The sequence below is a fragment of the Nocardia sp. NPDC050793 genome (genome assembly GCF_040654065.1).
Taxonomy (GTDB): domain Bacteria; phylum Actinomycetota; class Actinomycetes; order Mycobacteriales; family Mycobacteriaceae; genus Nocardia.
Genome location: NZ_JBFAHG010000001.1, coordinates 94,279 through 110,313, shown reverse-complemented (window position 1 = coordinate 110,313; position 16,035 = coordinate 94,279). Strand labels below are relative to the sequence as shown.

Here is a 16,035-nt window from a genome sequence, read left to right as displayed (position 1 = left end):
GCGCGTCGCACCGTCGCGGGGTCGGTGTGACGTGCGTTCCGAGTGCGGCGTCGAGGAAAATGAAAGGCAGACGCGCATGTTCGGCGCGCATCTGATCGTGGTCGACCTCGGTTTCGGCGACGCGGGAAAGGGCGCGACGGTGGACTGGTTGTGCTCGCCGGAGGCGGGCCTCGACGTGTCGGCTGTCGTCCGCTTCAACGGCGGTGCGCAAGCCGCGCACAACGTGATCGCCGACGGGCGGCACCATACGTTCGCGCAGTTCGGCTCCGGCACGTTCTCCGGCGTGCCGACCCTGCTGTCGCGGCACATGCTGGTGGAACCGATCGCGCTGGCGGGGGAGGCGCGGCGGCTGGACGCGCTGGGCGTCCGTGACGCCCTGTCGCTGTTGCGGATCGAGGGCGGCGCGCTGCTCACCACGCCGATCCACATCGCCGCCAATCGCGCCCGCGAGGACGCTCGCGGTGCGGCGCGGCACGGGTCCTGCGGACGCGGCATCGGCGAAACCGCCTGGTACGCACTGGAACACGACGCGCCTACGGTCGCCGACTGCCGCGACCCCCGTGTGCTGCGCGCCAAGCTGGGCGCGCTGGCCGCCCGCTACGCTCCGTTGATCGCGCCAAGCGGGCATCGCTACGAGCCGATCGACGACCTGGTCGACATGTACCGCGAGTTCGCGGCCGCGGTGCGCATCGTGGACGCGACCTACCTGGCGCGAGTGGCGCGGCGCGGCCGCCTCGTCTTCGAGGGAGCGCAGGGCGTGCTGCTGGACGAGTGGCGCGGATTCCATCCGCACACCACTTGGTCCACCGTCGAACCGCGCAACGCGCGCGCCATGCTGGCAGGCATCGGCCACTCCGGTCACACGCTCGGCGTCACCCGGACCTATCAGACCAGGCACGGCGCGGGCCCGTTGCCGACGGAGCACGCCGGACTCGGTATTCCCGAGCCGCACAACACCTTCGGCGAGTACCAGGGCGCATTCCGGCTCGGCCACCTCGACGCGGTGCTGCTGCGCTACGCCGTCGCGGCGTGCGGCGGCATCGACGGACTCGTGGTGAACCACCTCGACGCGGCGGGAACCGGCCGGGCCGCAACGGGTTACCGCACGCGCGCCGGGATCGTCCGGAAGCTCCCGCTCGGGCCGTGGCGCGATCTCGACCACCAGCGCGGGCTCACCGAGTTGCTCGCCACCGCCGAGCCGCTGCTCGAAGAGCTCCCCGACGACCGGCCGGCCTGGTTCGAGCGGACGCTCGGCGCACCGGTCGTCCTGAGCGCGGACGGGCCCGCCCGCGCCGACCGAACCCCGCACCGGACGGCGGCCGCCGCCTGAGGGCAGGATGTTCGGCGTGGAGCAATCCGTTGTGTCCGTCGACGTGGTGACGCTCCGGTTCTGGCCCGAGGACGCCGAGGTCACGATCGGAATAGCGCCGCGCGGCCACGAACCGTTCACCGGCGAACTCGCGCTGCCCGGCGTGCTGCTCGGCCGCGGCGAGCGCCTCGTCGCGGCCGCGCGCCGCGCGGTGCACACCAAGCTCGGCGTCCCGGAGGCCGCGATCGGGGCCGTCGGTCAGCTCGTCACCTTCGACGAACCCCATCGCGACCCGCGCGGACCGACCCTGTCCATCGCCATGTGGGCGGTGGCAGGCCCGCACGAAGGCCCGGCCAGGTGGGTGCCCTTCGACGGGACACCCACCCTGGCGTTCGACCACAACCGCATCGTCGAAGCGTCCCGCGCGGTCCTGGCCCGGCTGCTCTGGAAAGACGGGCTCTTCACCCGCGCCCTGCTCGGAACCGAATTCCCCGCCACCCGAGCCGTCGAGCTCAGCGCCTCACTGCTCGGCGCCCGCCCCGACCCGGCCAACCTCAACCGAACCCTCGCCGCCCTCCCCGGCCTGGAACGCACCACCGAACGCCGCCGCACCAAGTCCACCGGACGCCCCGCCGCCGTCTGGGCGTTCACCGCACCGGAGCCCGTCAGCGCCGAATAGCGCTGCGCCCGAACCGGTTACCTGCACGTCTTCGCCAGGCACGCCCGACGCGGTTTCCTGGTTCGGCGGCGGGAATGGGCGGAAGCTCCCACGATCACGAGGCCGGGCTTGCCGCGCGGCTGGCAACGCATTTCGCGGCCGGGTGAGGGGTGGTCAGGTGCGTGGGGCGTACATGATCACCGCGACGCCGACGAGGCAGATGGCGGCGCCCAGGTAGTCCCAGCGGTCGGGGCGGAACTTGTCGACGACCATGCCCCAGGCTAGTGAGCCTGCGACGAAGACGCCGCCGTAAGCGGCCAGGATGCGGCCGAAGTGGGGGTCGGGCTGGAAGGTGGCCACGAATCCGTAGGCGCCGAGGGCGAGCACGCCCGCCGCGATCCACAGCACGCCGCGGTGCTCGCGCCAGCCCTGCCAGACCAGCCAGGCGCCGCCGATCTCGGCGAGTGCGGCCAAGGCGAACAGCAGCAGGGAGCGGGCGACCACCATGCCGGGGAACCTACCTGTCGCGCGGCGTTCGGCCCGAGTTCAGGGAGGCGACCGGCGCCGGGTCGAGCGATGAAAGCTCGATGAACAGACCGGGAAAGGGCTGGCAGGTCCCGTGCCGCGGCCGTCATCGTCACGGTATGCGGAGACGGACGCTGTTGCGCGCCACGGCTCTCGGGGCGGCCTGCTCCATCCCCTGCGCGGTCACCGCCACCGCCGCCACCGCACCGGCCAAGGTCCTGGTGATCGGTATCGACGGCGCGATGTACGCCAAGATCCACCAGGCCGGCGCGCCGAACCTGCTGGGTTTGGCCGCCGCGGGCACGCTGTCGCAAACCTCGCTCGTGCCGCACATCAGCCTGTCCGGCCCCTCGTGGGCGACCGCACTCACCGGCGTCTGGGATCGCAAACACGGCGTCACCCACAACGACTTCGACGCCGCCCCGTTCGATCGGTACCCCACGGTGTTCACCCTGCTGGAGCGCGCGGGCCGCCGCACCGCCGCCGTCGCGACCTGGTCGAAGATCGCCACCATCGCGGGCAGCGGATCGCCGCACGCGGGCCGCATCGCAGTCACCGCGCCCGTTCCGGACGATCCGGACGAGGCGAAGACCGACGCCGCCACCGCCGACGCGGCGATCACCGCCCTCACCGGCGACGCACCCGACTTCCTGTTCGTCCACCTCGACCAGGTGGATTTCGCCGGTCACCGGCACGGCGCCGCCTCGCGGGCCTACCTGGACGCCACCACCAGGGTGGACCGCGAGGTCGGCCGCATCGTCGCGGCCGTGGACGCCCGCGCAGGCGAACGCTGGACCGTCCTCGTCACCACCGACCACGGCCACCTCCCCAAGGGCGGTCACGGCGGCCAGACCCGCGACGAGACCGCCACCTTCGTCATCGCCCGCGGCCCTGGTTTCGACCCCGGCGTGACCGACGCCCACTACGCCCTCGTCGACATCACCCCGACCGCCCTCGACCTGCTCGGCGTCCCGATACCGCGTGGTCTCGACGGCGGCTCGATGCGCGCCAGACCCGCCACCGCCCGCGAGTGGTAACACCGCGTCGCTCCGCGCCGGTTATCCGGTAACGGGGACGACGGCAAACCCGTTCTCCCCCGGAGGGTTCGGCTCGGAGGACTCGGTCGGCGGGCCGCCGCTACCGGTCAGAAACGTCCGATCGCGGCACCCGATATCGGACAGGCTCCGGTCTCGGCATCTACGGATCGGACGATGCGCCGAGCCGGGGACTAAAGTTGTGGTCTGGGCGGTTGCAGCGGTCGGATAGGGTGGTCCGACCGCGGCGTGGAGAGGTGGTGGCATGACTCAGCATCTGGGCGAGGCGAATGTCGAGCAATCGGCGGCATCTGCCCCGCAATCGAACGGGGCGGGGCCCGCCCCCGCGAACCCGTCGCCCGCCCGGCCGACCCCCAACGATGTGCCCCAGCGCCAGCCGAGCGCGTCGCAACGCCAGCCGGGCGCCACCGCCGCCGTCCCGACCTCCGCCTCGCGGCGGGTGCGTGCGCGGCTCGCCCGCAGGATGACCGGTCAGCGCGGCATCGCCGCCGTCAAGCCGGTGCTCGAACCCCTCGCGACGGTGCACCGCGAGCTGTACCCGAAGGCGAACCTCACCCTGCTGCAACGGGCCTTCGACGTCGCCGACGAACGTCACGCACACCAGTTCCGCAAGTCGGGCGATCCGTACATCACCCACCCGCTGGCCGTCGCCAACATCCTGGCCGAACTCGGCATGGACACCACCACGCTGGTCGCGGCCCTGCTGCACGACACCGTCGAGGACACCGGCTACTCGCTCGAACAGCTGACCGCCGATTTCGGCTCCGAGGTCGCGCACCTGGTGGACGGCGTCACCAAACTGGACAAGGTCAACCTCGGCGCGGCCGCCGAGGCCGAGACCATCCGCAAGATGATCATCGCCATGGCGCGCGACCCCCGCGTGCTGGTCATCAAGGTGGCCGACCGCCTGCACAACATGCGCACCATGCGTTTCCTGCCGCCGGAGAAGCAGGCGAAGAAGGCCAAGGAAACGCTCGAGGTGATCGCCCCGCTGGCGCACCGCCTCGGCATGGCCACCGTGAAATGGGAGCTGGAGGACCTCGCCTTCGCGATCCTGCACCCCAAGAAGTACGACGAGATCGTGCGCTTGGTCGCCGACCGCGCGCCGTCGCGCGACACCTATCTGGCGAAGGTGCGCGCCGAGATCGTCAACACCCTGGCCGCCTCGCGGATCAACGCGATCGTCGAGGGCAGACCCAAGCACTACTGGTCGATCTACCAGAAGATGATCGTCAAGGGTAAGGACTTCGACGACATCCACGACCTGGTCGGCATTCGCATCCTGTGCGACGAGGTCCGTGACTGCTACGCGGCGGTCGGCGTGGTGCACTCGCTGTGGCAGCCGATGGCGGGCCGGTTCAAGGACTACATCGCCCAGCCGCGCTACGGCGTCTACCAGTCGCTGCACACCACCGTGGTCGGCCCGGACGGCAAACCGCTGGAGGTGCAGATCCGCACCCAGGACATGCACCGCACCGCGGAATTCGGCATCGCCGCGCACTGGCGCTACAAGGAGACCAGGGGCAAGCACTCCGGTGACGCCGCCGAGGTCGACGACATGGCCTGGATGCGCCAGCTGCTCGACTGGCAGCGCGAGGCCGCCGACCCCGCGGAGTTCCTGGAGTCGCTGCGCTTCGACCTGAAGTCGCCGGAGATCTTCGTTTTCACCCCGAAGGGCGACGTGATCACGTTGCCGCAGAAGTCGACTCCGGTCGACTTCGCGTACGCGGTGCACACCGAGGTGGGCCACCGCTGCATCGGCGCGCGCGTCAACGGACGCCTCGTCGCGCTGGAGCGTCAGCTCGAAAACGGCGAAGTGGTCGAGGTTTTCACCTCCAAGGCGCAGAACGCGGGACCGAGCAGGGACTGGCAGAACTTCGTGGTCTCCCCGCGCGCCAAGGCCAAGATCCGGCAGTGGTTCGCCAAGGAACGCCGCGAGGAGGCACTGGAGAGCGGCAAGGAGCAGATCTCCAAGGAAGTCCGCCGCGTCGGGCTGCCGCTGCAGCGGCTGATGAGCGTGGACGCGATGACCGCCGTCGCCCACGAATTGCACTACACCGACATCTCCACCCTCTACACCGCGGTCGGCGAGCACCAGGTCTCCGCGCACCATGTCGTGCAGCGGCTCATGGCCCAGCTCGGCGGCATCGGCGACGTGGAGAACGAGCTCGCCGAGCGCTCGACGCCGTCCACCACGCCGAGTCGCCAGCGCGTCACCGGCGACGCGGGTGTGCTGATCCCCGGCGCGCCGGGCACCGTGGCCAAGCTGGCCAAGTGCTGCACCCCGGTGCCGGGCGACGAGATCATGGGCTTCGTGACCCGTGGCGGCGCGGTGAGCGTGCACCGGACGGACTGCACCAACGCCGATTCGTTGCGCGAGCAGGCCGAGCGGATCATCGACGTGCAGTGGGCGCCCTCGCCCTCCTCGGTGTTCCTGGTCGCCATCCAGATCGAGGCGCTCGATCGCACCCGGTTGCTCTCGGACGTCACCAAGGTGCTCGCGGACGAGAAGGTCAACATCCTGTCCGCCTCGGTGGCCACGCACGGCGACCGGGTGGCGATCAGCAAGTTCACCTTCGAGATGGGTGATCCGAAACATCTGGGCCACTTGCTGAACGTGGTCCGCAACGTGGAAGGCGTCTACGACGTCTACCGCGTGACCTCGGCCGCCTGATCGATTCGCCCGCCGCCGCGACGCGGGCGAATCTCCTTGTCTCCCAGCATGTTTGCTGGCGTAGCCGAAATGTTTGCTGGGCGGTGGAACCGGTCCGACCGCCCTTTTCGGCCCAATTGTCACCCGCCGGTAGCGGTCTCACGCGAGTCGTCGGAAACTTACCGCGTGAAGTTCCGCGCCGCGCCGGTGTCGATGAGGTATGCTTCGGCGTTTTGCGAAAAGTTTTCGCTGTTGCGGCAGTAATAGCCGGAATCTGTTACGGTCTATTGCGTTTCATGGCGTTGAGGGTAACTGCGGCAACACGGGATTGATTGCGGATCGCTATGACTGATTACACGGCAAGACTCTCGGGGCTGGTGGTCGCGACCACCGTTGCCGTCGCCGCGGCGACGGCGAGCCCCGCGCTCGCCGATCCGCCGAATACCGCAGCACCCTCGACCGATCTGGCCATCGACGACTGTCCCGCGCTGTACGCGTTGGGCATTCAGGGTACGGGGGAGTCCTCCCCGGACGCCGCGCCCACCACCGACACCGGCATGCTCTCGACGGTCTTCCTGCCGTTGCTGGCCGAGGCACCGCAGCCCGGTCTCGTCGATCGTGCTTACGTGCCATACGAATCCGGCTTCGGCGGCTTCGTCAACGGCGGCCCCGCCCCCTACGTCGAGTCGGTGCAAGGAGGCTTGACGCGACTACGCGACATGGCCGCGCAGGTGACCCAGCGGTGCGCCGACACACGACTCGCGATCGTCGGCTACTCCCAGGGCGCGCACGTCGCCTCGGTTTTCGCGCAGGAGGTCGGGCAGGGCCGCGGCGTCGTGCCCGCCGACCGGGTCGCGGCCGTCGCGCTGTTCGCCGACCCGACCCGCAATCCGGGCGCGCCGCTGTTCCCCGGCTCGCCGGGCAAGCAGGCACCGGATCCCGCGCTGGGCACGGCGGGCGCCGAGGTCGCGGCCATCGCCGCGCTACCGCAAGCGCCCGCGGGCGGCGGCGGTATCGGCCCGGAACGAGACCAGGCGGCGAATTTCGCGGCGCTCACCGGTCGGGTGGCAAGCTTCTGTGCCGCAGGCGATCTCGCCTGTGACGCGCCGCAGGGGGCGCCGATCCTGAAGGCGGTGGCGTCGGTGGCGGGCCAAGCGAAGCTGAGCGGCGGGGATCCCATCGCCTCGCTGGTCTCCATCTCCCAGGCGCTCGCGTTCACCTCCATCAAGACCGCGACCAAGGTCGTCACCGAGGACGTGCAGGGCACCTCGCTGGCGAATCTGTCGCTCTCCCCGAAGAAGTCGATCTCGCAGCGGATCGCCGACGCCTCCGATCCGCGGACGCCGCTGGATCTGAACGGCGCGCTGCGCGCCGTGCTGAAGGTCGGCTCGATCGGGCTCAACGCGGTCGCCACGGTCGTCAGGGCGGTGCTGAGTCCGGCCGCGATCTCCGAGCTCGCCACCGCCGGACTGTCCAACCCGGCGGCCGGTCTGCTGTTGCTCGGGGCCAAGTTGATCGGCGCCATTCCACAATTGATTCCGCCGACGACCGTCTCGCGATTGGTCACCCAGGCGTTCGACGCGGTCGTGCAGAACATCACCGACAACAGCGAACTGCTGAACCTCACCACCTGGGTGCGGTACTGGGACACCGTACAGCGGCACGGCGCGTACGGCACCGCGGCGGTGGCCGCCAACGGCGACGCGCCCACCCGCTTCGTCGCCGACTGGTTCGCGGCACTGGCCCGTGACCTGGCCGATCGCTTCGGCGCGGGCGCCGAACCGATGGGCGGGGCCGCCAAGCCGCCCGCCGGATTCTTCGGCGGGAGTACCGGCGCGTCGACTACGCCGAATTCGTCCGGTACGGGACAATTTCCGTTCGGGACAGGAGCCGATGGCGCCTCATCCGGCGGCGCGACCTCGATTCCGCCCACCGAGCGACCCGGCGCCGCCCACAACAGCTACCCGTTCTCCACGAACTGATCGCCGAGAGGTCCGACGATGCAATACCACGTGCCTGGCTCTGCGGGAATGGGGGAATGTTGAAGTCGTACAAAGACTTGTCCCGATGGTACGACCCACTCGACCCCGACAACGGGGCGCCCGCCCCGGCGCAGCAGGACGACGCGAGTTCGGACGCGACCGACGACGAAGGACCGGCCCGGTATCCGCATTACATCCGCGAGGAAATGGACCCGGAGGAGGCACGCGCGCGCAACAAGGTCCCGGCGGATCTGGCGTCGCGTCGCGCGGAGTTCACCGGCGGCTGGTCGGATTGGGTAGCCGACCACGCGCCGGGGCCGGACGACGACTACGCACCGCGCGATGGCGATCTCGTTCGCTTCCCCTGGCCCGAGGACGACGACTACGACGAAGAGCCCCAGCCGCCCGCCCGCCCGCTGCCGCGCGCGCTGCGCGACCACCCCACCTCGCGCCGCGGCCGCGTGGTCGTGGTGTTGATCATTGCGGTGCTGTTGCTGGCCTTCGTCGCCGTGGGCGCGCTCTACCTGTTGCGGTCCTCGGGCAACCGCGCCGCCATCGCGCCGACGACCCCGCCGATGCAGTTCACCGCGGGCAGCGCTCAGGCAGGCATCACCTCGGGCTGCCCGACCGAGCACGGCGACCGGCTGATTCGCAGCGCGGCGGCGGGCGGTACGGACAGCGGCCCGGACGTGGTGCTGGCCTTCCAGTACGCCTACTACGTGGAGCGGTCCGGCGAGCGGGCGCGGGAATTCGTCGCGCCGGACGCGAACATCTCTGGGGCCCCGACGATCCAGCGCGGGATCGACAGCGTTCCCGAGGGCACCACGCACTGCGTGCGCATCACGACGGTGACCGACAACATGTATTCGGTAGAGGTCACCGAGTACCGGCCGGGCGGAGCGCCGGCCACGTACAACAAACAGACGGTCACCACCGCGGTGATCGGCGGCCGCACCCTGATCACGGGTATCGCGGCCGGATGAAGGAGAGCTGAGAACGATGGGAGAGGACTGGAGCCGCTGGCTCGACGAGGCGCCCGAGGAGGGCGCCACGCAGGGTCGTCAGGCGCGTGCGAAGGCTCCGGTGGTGCGGTTGCGGCGCGGCAAGCGGGGTGACGGCGACGAGGACACCGGCCCCGCACCGCGGCCGATTCTGGTGGTCGGCGGGTGCGGTGGCGCGGGAACCACCACGACCGCACTGGGTATCGCGGGTGAATTGGGTTCGGGCGGAACGCCGACCGTCGCGGTGGACGCCACCGCCGCGGGCAGCGATCTCGCGCTGCGCGGCGCCGACGAACACCTGCACCCGATCAGCCTGCAGTCGTGGCTGTACGGGCGCGGCGACGACGAACCGGCTCCGTTGAAGGAGTGCCTGTCCCGTGCCACCTCCGGCATCGGGCTGCTCTGGCGCGACGCCGCCCCGCTGCGCCGCCGCGCGACATATCTGACGGTCGCGCGCGCTGTGGACGACGCGGGGTTCACGGCGGTCTACGACGGCGGCGGCGCGATCGCGGGACGTCAGCTTCGTCCGCTTCTCGATGACGCGGATGTCGCTCTGGTGCTTGCCATTCCGGCGCGTCCGGACGCCGCGAACCGGCTGCGCGTCGCCCTGGAATGGCTCGACGACCAGTTCGGCGATTCGGCCGAGGGACAGGGCGATGGCATCGTCGGCGACACCACCATCGTTGTCTCGCACCAGCAGCCGGGCGGCGATTCCCGGGTTGCCGATCATTTGCGTGAACACCTGGCAGGGTGGGTCCGCGACATCAGGGAGATTCCGTACGACCCGCACCTCGCCCGCGGCGAACTCGTCCGGCACAGCGCGCTGGCCGCCGAGACGCGGCGTGCGTACGGGGTGCTGTTGTCGGGGGTGGCATCATGACCGCCGCCATGAAACTTCGCCGGAAACTCGATCCGCAGCCCGCTGGCGTCGTCGCGCCGCCCGAGTCCCGTCGCGCCCCGGTCTGGGACCGTCCGGTGCCCGGCGTCGGACGCGCGCCGCTGGTCTGGCTGCTGGGTGTGCACGGTGGAGCCGGAGCCACTACCCTCGCGCATGTGCTTGCGCCCGCGGCGGATTCGAGCCGCCGCTGGCCCGGCGTCTTCGAGCGTGAATCCCCCTTTGTCGTGCTGGTGGCCAGAGAGACGATCGCCGGGTTGACCCGCGCGCACGATCTGCTGCGCCAGCACCATTTCGGTTTCGGCGGCCCCTCCGACGTGCTCGGCCTGATCACGGTCGCCGCTCGCCCCGGCAGGATGCCCGCCGAGATCCGGCGCTACCGCGACGTGGTCGGCTCGCTGGCCGGCCCGCTGTGGCAGGTGCCGTGGTACGAGGAGTGGACCCTGGTCGAGCCGGAGCAGTTGCCGGTGTGGACACCGGGCGATCCGATGCCGGAGAAGAAACGGAAGATCGATCCGCTGGACGAGGTCCCGCTCGAGGTGCGTGAGCTGGGCGTCGACATCGTCTCCGCGGTGCGTGAGAAGCTTGACAGCACTGCGGATTTCGACGAGGGGGAGTGATAGTGATGGAGACCACCGCTGCGGGGCCGCAATGACCGGATCCAGCACTATGTCTTTGGCAGTAAAAGCTTCACGTCTCGAGAAAGGCACCCGATGAGCGCGATTCTCCTCGCCGTGCAAGACACATACGGCACCGTGCTGGCCCAGGTGGGCAACCCGACGCCAGAGGCGCCGCCGGGATCGGAGAAGATCCTCCAGTTGGTGCGCTATCTGACGTGGTTCGTGTTGCTGTCGGGTGTCTGCGGAATCATCTACGCCGGTGGCAAATTCGCCTGGGAGAAGTGGACCGGCGGCGGACTCGAGTCGCCGAAGATGGTGGCGGGCGCGATGATCGGCGGTGTGGTCGCCACCAGCGCGGGCACCATCATGAACGCCGTCATCGGAACATAGGGCGAGCATGTCCACCGCGCGAATGTCGGCGGAGCTGCTCGCCTACAAGCAGATGCCCTCCGAGGTGCTCGAACCGCTGATGCAGCTGCTGAACTGGCTGCTCTGGTTCGTGCTGCTGGTGTGCCTTGCCTGGATGATCCTGTCCGCGGGCAGGCTGTGGATCGCCTTCCGCAGCGATCTGGCCGTCAACGACGCCACCCACGGCGTGGTGATGAGCCTGCTCGGCGCGACGGTCGCCAGCACGGCCTCGGGGATCGCGTTGGCGTTCCTGCCGACGTGAGCCGCGGGAACCTGATGGAGACGGTTCGGACATGAACTGCACAGCGACGCGGCCGCATCCGGTGGCGCCCCCGCAGCACGGCGTGGGGCGGCGGGGCCGGTCAGCGGCCGGGATGGTCGGCGCCGTGCTGCTGGCGGCGGCGGTCGGCTGCGGTGGCGCGGACGAAGCCACTGGCCCGGATCTCGCCGCGCGGCCGAGCGGCTTGCGGTGGCAGTCCTACCAGGGCGTTGCGCTGCCGCACACCGACCAAGGGCCCGCATCCGTAGCCGACGGCGCCGCAACGGGTTTCGAGCAATCGCCGCCCGGCGCCGCGGTAGCGGCCATCACCCACACCGTGCGACTTTCGGTGGCCGCCGACAACCAGTGGTCGAAGGTGATCGCCGCCGAGGTGGTGCCGGGACCCGCTCGGGACGAGTGGGCGGTGAGCCGGGTGCAGTTGTCCATCACAGGTCCCGCCGATCCCGAGTACGCCCCGCGCCTGCTCGGGTACAAGATCACCGACTACACCGCGCAACGCAGCGCCGTCGACGTGTACACCGAGTACTCGGACGGCTCGAAGGCGGTGAACCACACCGTCGTGGAGTGGTTCGCCGAGGACTGGAGATTACGACTGCCCGAGCCGGATTCGACCGCACGCCCCGTCGAGGCCATCGACGTATTACCCACCGACATAGTGACATTGGAGGCGCCGAAGTGAGTGAGAGGGAGTCTTACGCGCGCGATCGCGTCTCCTTCGGCGCGATCGCGTCCGCGGCGCTGCTGGCGCTCATCGTGATCATCGGGGCCGTGGTGTATCTCACTCGCGACGAGGCCACCGGCGAGAACGAGGCCGAGTTCGCCGCGACGACCGGAGAGGGTTTCGCAGGCCCTGATGTCGACCTGTTCGGCAGGCGCGTCGACATGCCGAACAACCCTGCGGGACAACCGCTTCCGCAGGATCCGACGCGTCAGCGCAAGTCGTCCGATCCGGACTGGCTCACGGCGGCGCCCGAGGGCACCGGCGCCCCGCGCGGCTGGCAGCGGGTGTACGGCGCGTCCGTGCCGTTCTCCACTTCCGACGGGCCTGCCCGCATCGAGGACGGACTCGCCGTCGGCTACGCGCACACCCCGCAAGGCGCGGCGTTGGCGGCCGCGCAGATCACCTACCGGATCAACGCCCGCCCCGCCGACCGCGACCTGTACGTGCGGCAGGTGCGTGTCTCGGCGCAGCAGATCGCCGCCTACGACCGCGCGCTCGACGAGAACCGGCTGCCGAAACAACAGCCGGAGACGGTGACTCGCTACTTCGTCGCCCCCGACGCGTTCAAGGTGGAAAACTACGCCGACGACCTGGCGATCGTCCGGTTCGCCTCGCGCGGTCCCGTCATCGACGGCAAGCAGCTGTGGGCGGCGCTGCGCCTGGTCATGGTGTGGGACGCGGGCGACTGGCGGCTGAAGCCCGCGACCAGCAACGGCGCGCAGACCGAGTACATCGAGTCGCTGGAGGGGTGGACGAAGTGGTGATCCAAAGCTGCACAGACGATTCTGCGATCGTCCCGTTCGCGAGAAAGGCCCGGGAAACAGTTGATGGCCAACCGACATGGGTGGGCATGCGCCTTGCGGTCGTCCGGCGCGAAAACGATAGGAAGCTCAGGCCGGTGACGGGCCTGCAGCAAGTCCAGATCGAGTCCCTGCGGAGCATCGAGGGGTGGACACGATGGTGAAAAAACTAGTGACGATCCTCGCGGTCATCTTCACCGTGATGATCGCGACGCCGACGGTGGCCTACGGCCAGACCTACGGCTTCGACGAGACCTGTAACGAGATCCACGACACCCTCGACGGTGTCGGTCTCCCCGGCATCTCTCTCGGCGACGCCGCGTCCGCGGTGTGCAAGGCGGGCAACGCCGCATCGCACCCCGACCTCGCCGCGGACGCCGTCAAGGACAAAGCGTGGGACTCCACCTTCGGCAAGGTGGTCGACTCACTGATGAACGGTCTCGGCGAGGCCATCATCCTGGCGCTCACGTTCTGGATGAAGGTGCCCAACGAGGCGGCGAGCGACAACGGATCGTTGTTCACCAGAATCAACGACTACACCTATCAGATCCAGATATTGCTGCTCATCGCCTCGGTCATCCTGTCGGGCGCGAGACTGGCCGAAGCCAGGCGCGGCGCGGCGGTCAGCGAGGCGGCCGAATCGTTCCGCATGTTCGCCAGGGTGGTATTCAGCTCCTGGATGCTCGGCGCCATCATCGTCGCGGGCACCCAGGCCTCGGATCGCTTCGCCGAGTGGATCATCAACGACTCGACCAATGGCAACGCCAAAGACCTTGCCGAGCTGATGGTGAAAACCAGTAAGCTGCAAGCCTTCTCGCCGGGTCTCGTGCTGATCATCGCGATCGTCGGCCTGCTCGGCGCGCTCGCGCAGATCGTGTTCGCCATCGTCCGGCAAGGTCTGCTGATCATCGCGGCGGGCGTGCTGCCGCTGGCGGCCGCCGCGTCGGGCATGAACATCGGCAAGTCGTCGTATCAGAAGCTGATCGGCTGGATCATCGCCTTCATGCTGTTCAAACCGGTGGCGGCGATCGTCTACATGATCGCGTTCACCACCGCGGGCCACGTCGACGGCCTCACCTCGACCACCGGTCTGCCGGAAGGCGAAGAGGCGCAACGCATGCTGGTCGCCATCGTGCTGCTGTGCAGCGTGGCGTTCGTGCTGCCCGCGCTCATGCGCCTGGTCACCCCGGCCGTCGCGATCGTCGGTTCCGGCGGCTCGGGTCTGGCATGGACCGGCGGCGCCGTGGTCGGCGCGCTGGCGCTCGGCGCCATGGGCACAAAGGCGGTCGGCGTCAAGGCTTCCGCGTCCCCCGGCTCGGCGGGCTACGTCAGTGGCAGCGGTTCGGGACCGCACCCGCCCGGCGGCGCAGGCGGCGGACGCGGCGGCGGCGCTCCACGTCCGACGCCCCCGCGCGGCGGTGGTGGCGGCGGAGGCGCCGCGGGACAGCCACCGCGCGCCTCCGGGCCGCAGGGCGCGTCCGGAGTAGCGTCCGGAGCGGCGCGAACGGCAGGCCGCATAGGTGCGGCGAGAGCCGCGGCGGGCAGTATGCGCAGCGCCGACGATTCCATGGGTGATGTCGCAGGCGACCGTTGGGCGAACCGCTCGCCCGACCTCGGGAGGAGCACCATTCCGCGATGACGATGACCGAACCCTACGAGCGCCGTTCTTACGGGCTGTGGCAGAAGCCGCGCAGCGCGGGCCTTTTCGGCCTGCGCTGGGAAGAGACCGTGATCGGCTTCGTGGTCGTGATCACGGCGCTGATCTGCGCGATGGTCGGCGGCTTCCAATGGGGTCTCATCGTCGGCGGCGTCGGCGTGGCGGTGATGGTTCCACTGGTGTGGCGGACGGGGGGCCGCTCCGGCTATGAGACGGGATTGATGATGTTCAACTGGATGCGCTCGCGGAACCGCGGCGAACACGTGTACCGGGGCGGGCGATTCTCTCGCATCCCCGGCGGCGTCACCCGGCTGCCCGGCCTGCTGGCCCCCTCGAAGCTGTACGAGGGCATCGACGCAGGCGGTTACAGCTTCGGCATGATCCACCTGCCGCAGTTCGCGCAGTACACCGTGGTGCTGCGGGCCTGGCCGCAGGGCCACGAGGCCGTGGACCAGCCGGTCATCGACCGCTGGGTCTCGGCGTGGGGCACCTTCCTCGCCTCGGTGGGTCAGACCAGCGACATCGTGGCCGTGGTTCCGGTCATCGACACCGTCCCCGAGACCGGAAACCGTTTGCTCACAGAGGTTTCCACCATCACCCGCCCCGAGGCGCCGGAGCTGGCCCAGCAGGTGATGTACGAGCTGGCCACCGAGCTGCCGCAGGAACGGGTGCAGCTGCTGCCGCGCGTCGCCATCACATTCAAGGCCACCACCGCCGAGCGTCGCAAGAACCCGGCCGAGGAGGCCGTCGAGATCGGTCGGCGGCTACCGGGCATCTGCGCGGCGCTTGCCGAGGCGGGCGTGCGCGCTCAGCCGATGTCGGCCGACGAGGTGATCGCCTTCATCCGGCGCAGCTACGACCCGGCCTCGCAGGCCGATCTCGAGGTCGCCGCCTCCGAACCCGAAGGGCACGGACTGGATTGGGCCGACGCGGGCCCGGTCTCGCACGACGAGAAGTGGGACCACTTCATCCACGACGGCGGCCGCTCGGTCACCTGGGAGATGGACGCCGCCCCCGAGGGCGCGGTGGACGAGCGGGTGCTGCAGCGGCTGCTCGCGCCGAATCCCGAAGTGCCGCGCAAGCGCATCGCCATCGTGTACAGGCCGCACTCGGCCGCCGACGCCGCCGAGATCGTCGACGACGACTTCAAGAACGCGCTGGTGGCCCAGCAGAGCGAACGCGGCGTCGTCTCGGCGGCCGCGACCCTGCGGGTCGGCGCCACCCAGCAAGCACGTGAGGAACAGGCAAGGGGTCACGGTGTGACCCGCTTCGGTGCGTTGGTGACCATCACCGAGCCACTGCGCGGCGACCTTCCGCGCATCGAAGCCATTACCCGCGACCTGTCCACCCAGGCGCGCTTGAAGATCCGGCGGTGCTACCGCTACCAGGCGGCGGCCTTCGCGGCCTCGCTCGGGTGCGGGGTGATCCTGCCGGAGCACGCGACGATTCCGAAGGCATTGGCGGGGTGAGT

At 69.8% G+C, this 16,035-nt stretch carries 15 protein-coding genes; 14 read left to right on the top strand and 1 reads right to left on the bottom strand.

Annotation, left to right across the window (positions count from 1 at the left end; translation table 11 throughout):
* Positions 1-76: 76 nt before the first annotated feature.
* Both AB0H50_RS00445 and AB0H50_RS00440 read left to right on the top strand, forming a co-directional pair.
* A complete protein-coding gene (locus AB0H50_RS00445; RefSeq protein WP_357447119.1) occupies positions 77-1,330 on the top strand; it encodes an adenylosuccinate synthetase in 1,254 nt (417 codons plus the stop codon).
* A 16-nt stretch (positions 1,331-1,346) separates the two neighbouring features.
* Positions 1,347-1,988: an NUDIX hydrolase gene (locus AB0H50_RS00440; protein WP_357444450.1), complete on the top strand. Its 642-nt coding sequence runs from the start codon at positions 1,347-1,349 to the stop codon at positions 1,986-1,988.
* A 153-nt stretch (positions 1,989-2,141) separates the two neighbouring features.
* On the opposite strand, the gene AB0H50_RS00435 is transcribed toward AB0H50_RS00440, so the two are convergent.
* Positions 2,142-2,474, bottom strand: a complete 333-nt coding sequence (locus AB0H50_RS00435) for a YnfA family protein (RefSeq protein ID WP_357444447.1) — start codon at positions 2,472-2,474, stop codon at positions 2,142-2,144.
* Positions 2,475-2,611: 137 nt separating this feature from the next.
* Here AB0H50_RS00435 and AB0H50_RS00430 point away from each other — a divergent pair, with 137 nt between their 5' ends.
* The 12 genes from AB0H50_RS00430 to AB0H50_RS00375 all read left to right on the top strand — a co-directional run bounded on the left by AB0H50_RS00430 (position 2,612) and on the right by AB0H50_RS00375 (position 16,033).
* Positions 2,612-3,529, top strand: a complete 918-nt coding sequence (locus AB0H50_RS00430; RefSeq protein ID WP_357444444.1) for an alkaline phosphatase family protein — start codon at positions 2,612-2,614, stop codon at positions 3,527-3,529.
* A 262-nt stretch (positions 3,530-3,791) separates the two neighbouring features.
* Positions 3,792-6,221, top strand: coding sequence for a RelA/SpoT family protein (locus AB0H50_RS00425; RefSeq protein ID WP_357444441.1), 2,430 nt, complete (start codon positions 3,792-3,794; stop codon positions 6,219-6,221).
* 323 nt (positions 6,222-6,544) lie between these two features.
* Positions 6,545-8,182, top strand: coding sequence for a cutinase family protein (locus tag AB0H50_RS00420; RefSeq protein ID WP_357444438.1), 1,638 nt, complete (start codon positions 6,545-6,547; stop codon positions 8,180-8,182).
* Positions 8,183-8,238: 56 nt separating this feature from the next.
* Positions 8,239-9,165 (top strand): hypothetical protein, encoded by a 927-nt coding sequence (locus tag AB0H50_RS00415; RefSeq protein ID WP_357444435.1) that lies wholly within the window; start codon positions 8,239-8,241, stop codon positions 9,163-9,165.
* Positions 9,166-9,181: 16 nt separating this feature from the next.
* Positions 9,182-10,063, top strand: a complete 882-nt coding sequence (locus AB0H50_RS00410) for a hypothetical protein (protein WP_357444432.1) — start codon at positions 9,182-9,184, stop codon at positions 10,061-10,063.
* Complete coding sequence (locus tag AB0H50_RS00405; RefSeq protein ID WP_357444429.1) at positions 10,060-10,698, top strand: hypothetical protein; 639 nt, start codon at positions 10,060-10,062, stop codon at positions 10,696-10,698. The genes AB0H50_RS00410 and AB0H50_RS00405 overlap by 4 nt, the downstream gene beginning before the upstream one ends.
* A gap of 93 nt (positions 10,699-10,791) precedes the next feature.
* Complete coding sequence (locus AB0H50_RS00400) at positions 10,792-11,088, top strand: hypothetical protein (protein ID WP_357444426.1); 297 nt, start codon at positions 10,792-10,794, stop codon at positions 11,086-11,088.
* A 7-nt stretch (positions 11,089-11,095) separates the two neighbouring features.
* Positions 11,096-11,368 carry a hypothetical protein gene (locus AB0H50_RS00395; RefSeq protein ID WP_357444423.1) on the top strand — a complete coding sequence of 91 codons (273 nt, stop codon included), beginning with the start codon at positions 11,096-11,098 and terminating at the stop codon, positions 11,366-11,368.
* 31 nt (positions 11,369-11,399) lie between these two features.
* A complete protein-coding gene (locus tag AB0H50_RS00390) occupies positions 11,400-12,065 on the top strand; it encodes a hypothetical protein (protein WP_357444420.1) in 666 nt (221 codons plus the stop codon).
* Positions 12,062-12,871: a hypothetical protein gene (locus AB0H50_RS00385; protein WP_357444417.1), complete on the top strand. Its 810-nt coding sequence runs from the start codon at positions 12,062-12,064 to the stop codon at positions 12,869-12,871. The genes AB0H50_RS00390 and AB0H50_RS00385 overlap by 4 nt, the downstream gene beginning before the upstream one ends.
* 193 nt (positions 12,872-13,064) lie before the next feature.
* Positions 13,065-14,546 (top strand): hypothetical protein, encoded by a 1,482-nt coding sequence (locus AB0H50_RS00380; RefSeq protein WP_357444414.1) that lies wholly within the window; start codon positions 13,065-13,067, stop codon positions 14,544-14,546.
* Positions 14,543-16,033: an SCO6880 family protein gene (locus AB0H50_RS00375; protein ID WP_141809824.1), complete on the top strand. Its 1,491-nt coding sequence runs from the start codon at positions 14,543-14,545 to the stop codon at positions 16,031-16,033. The genes AB0H50_RS00380 and AB0H50_RS00375 overlap by 4 nt, the downstream gene beginning before the upstream one ends.
* Positions 16,034-16,035: the final 2 nt, after the last annotated feature.

Excerpts from the sequence above, each read along its gene's own strand:
- AB0H50_RS00445 (WP_357447119.1), top strand. The coding sequence starts at position 77 with ATGTTCGGCGCGCATCTGATCGTGGTCGACCTCGGTTTCGGCGACGCG.
- AB0H50_RS00435 (WP_357444447.1), bottom strand. The coding sequence starts at position 2,474 with ATGGTGGTCGCCCGCTCCCTGCTGCTGTTCGCCTTGGCCGCACTCGCC.
- AB0H50_RS00430 (WP_357444444.1), top strand. The coding sequence starts at position 2,612 with ATGCGGAGACGGACGCTGTTGCGCGCCACGGCTCTCGGGGCGGCCTGC.
- AB0H50_RS00425 (WP_357444441.1), top strand. The coding sequence starts at position 3,792 with ATGACTCAGCATCTGGGCGAGGCGAATGTCGAGCAATCGGCGGCATCT.
- AB0H50_RS00420 (WP_357444438.1), top strand. The coding sequence starts at position 6,545 with ATGACTGATTACACGGCAAGACTCTCGGGGCTGGTGGTCGCGACCACC.
- AB0H50_RS00415 (WP_357444435.1), top strand. The coding sequence starts at position 8,239 with ATGTTGAAGTCGTACAAAGACTTGTCCCGATGGTACGACCCACTCGAC.
- AB0H50_RS00410 (WP_357444432.1), top strand. The coding sequence starts at position 9,182 with ATGGGAGAGGACTGGAGCCGCTGGCTCGACGAGGCGCCCGAGGAGGGC.
- AB0H50_RS00405 (WP_357444429.1), top strand. The coding sequence starts at position 10,060 with ATGACCGCCGCCATGAAACTTCGCCGGAAACTCGATCCGCAGCCCGCT.
- AB0H50_RS00400 (WP_357444426.1), top strand. The coding sequence starts at position 10,792 with ATGAGCGCGATTCTCCTCGCCGTGCAAGACACATACGGCACCGTGCTG.
- AB0H50_RS00395 (WP_357444423.1), top strand. The coding sequence starts at position 11,096 with ATGTCCACCGCGCGAATGTCGGCGGAGCTGCTCGCCTACAAGCAGATG.
- AB0H50_RS00390 (WP_357444420.1), top strand. The coding sequence starts at position 11,400 with ATGAACTGCACAGCGACGCGGCCGCATCCGGTGGCGCCCCCGCAGCAC.
- AB0H50_RS00380 (WP_357444414.1), top strand. The coding sequence starts at position 13,065 with ATGGTGAAAAAACTAGTGACGATCCTCGCGGTCATCTTCACCGTGATG.
- AB0H50_RS00375 (WP_141809824.1), top strand. The coding sequence starts at position 14,543 with ATGACGATGACCGAACCCTACGAGCGCCGTTCTTACGGGCTGTGGCAG.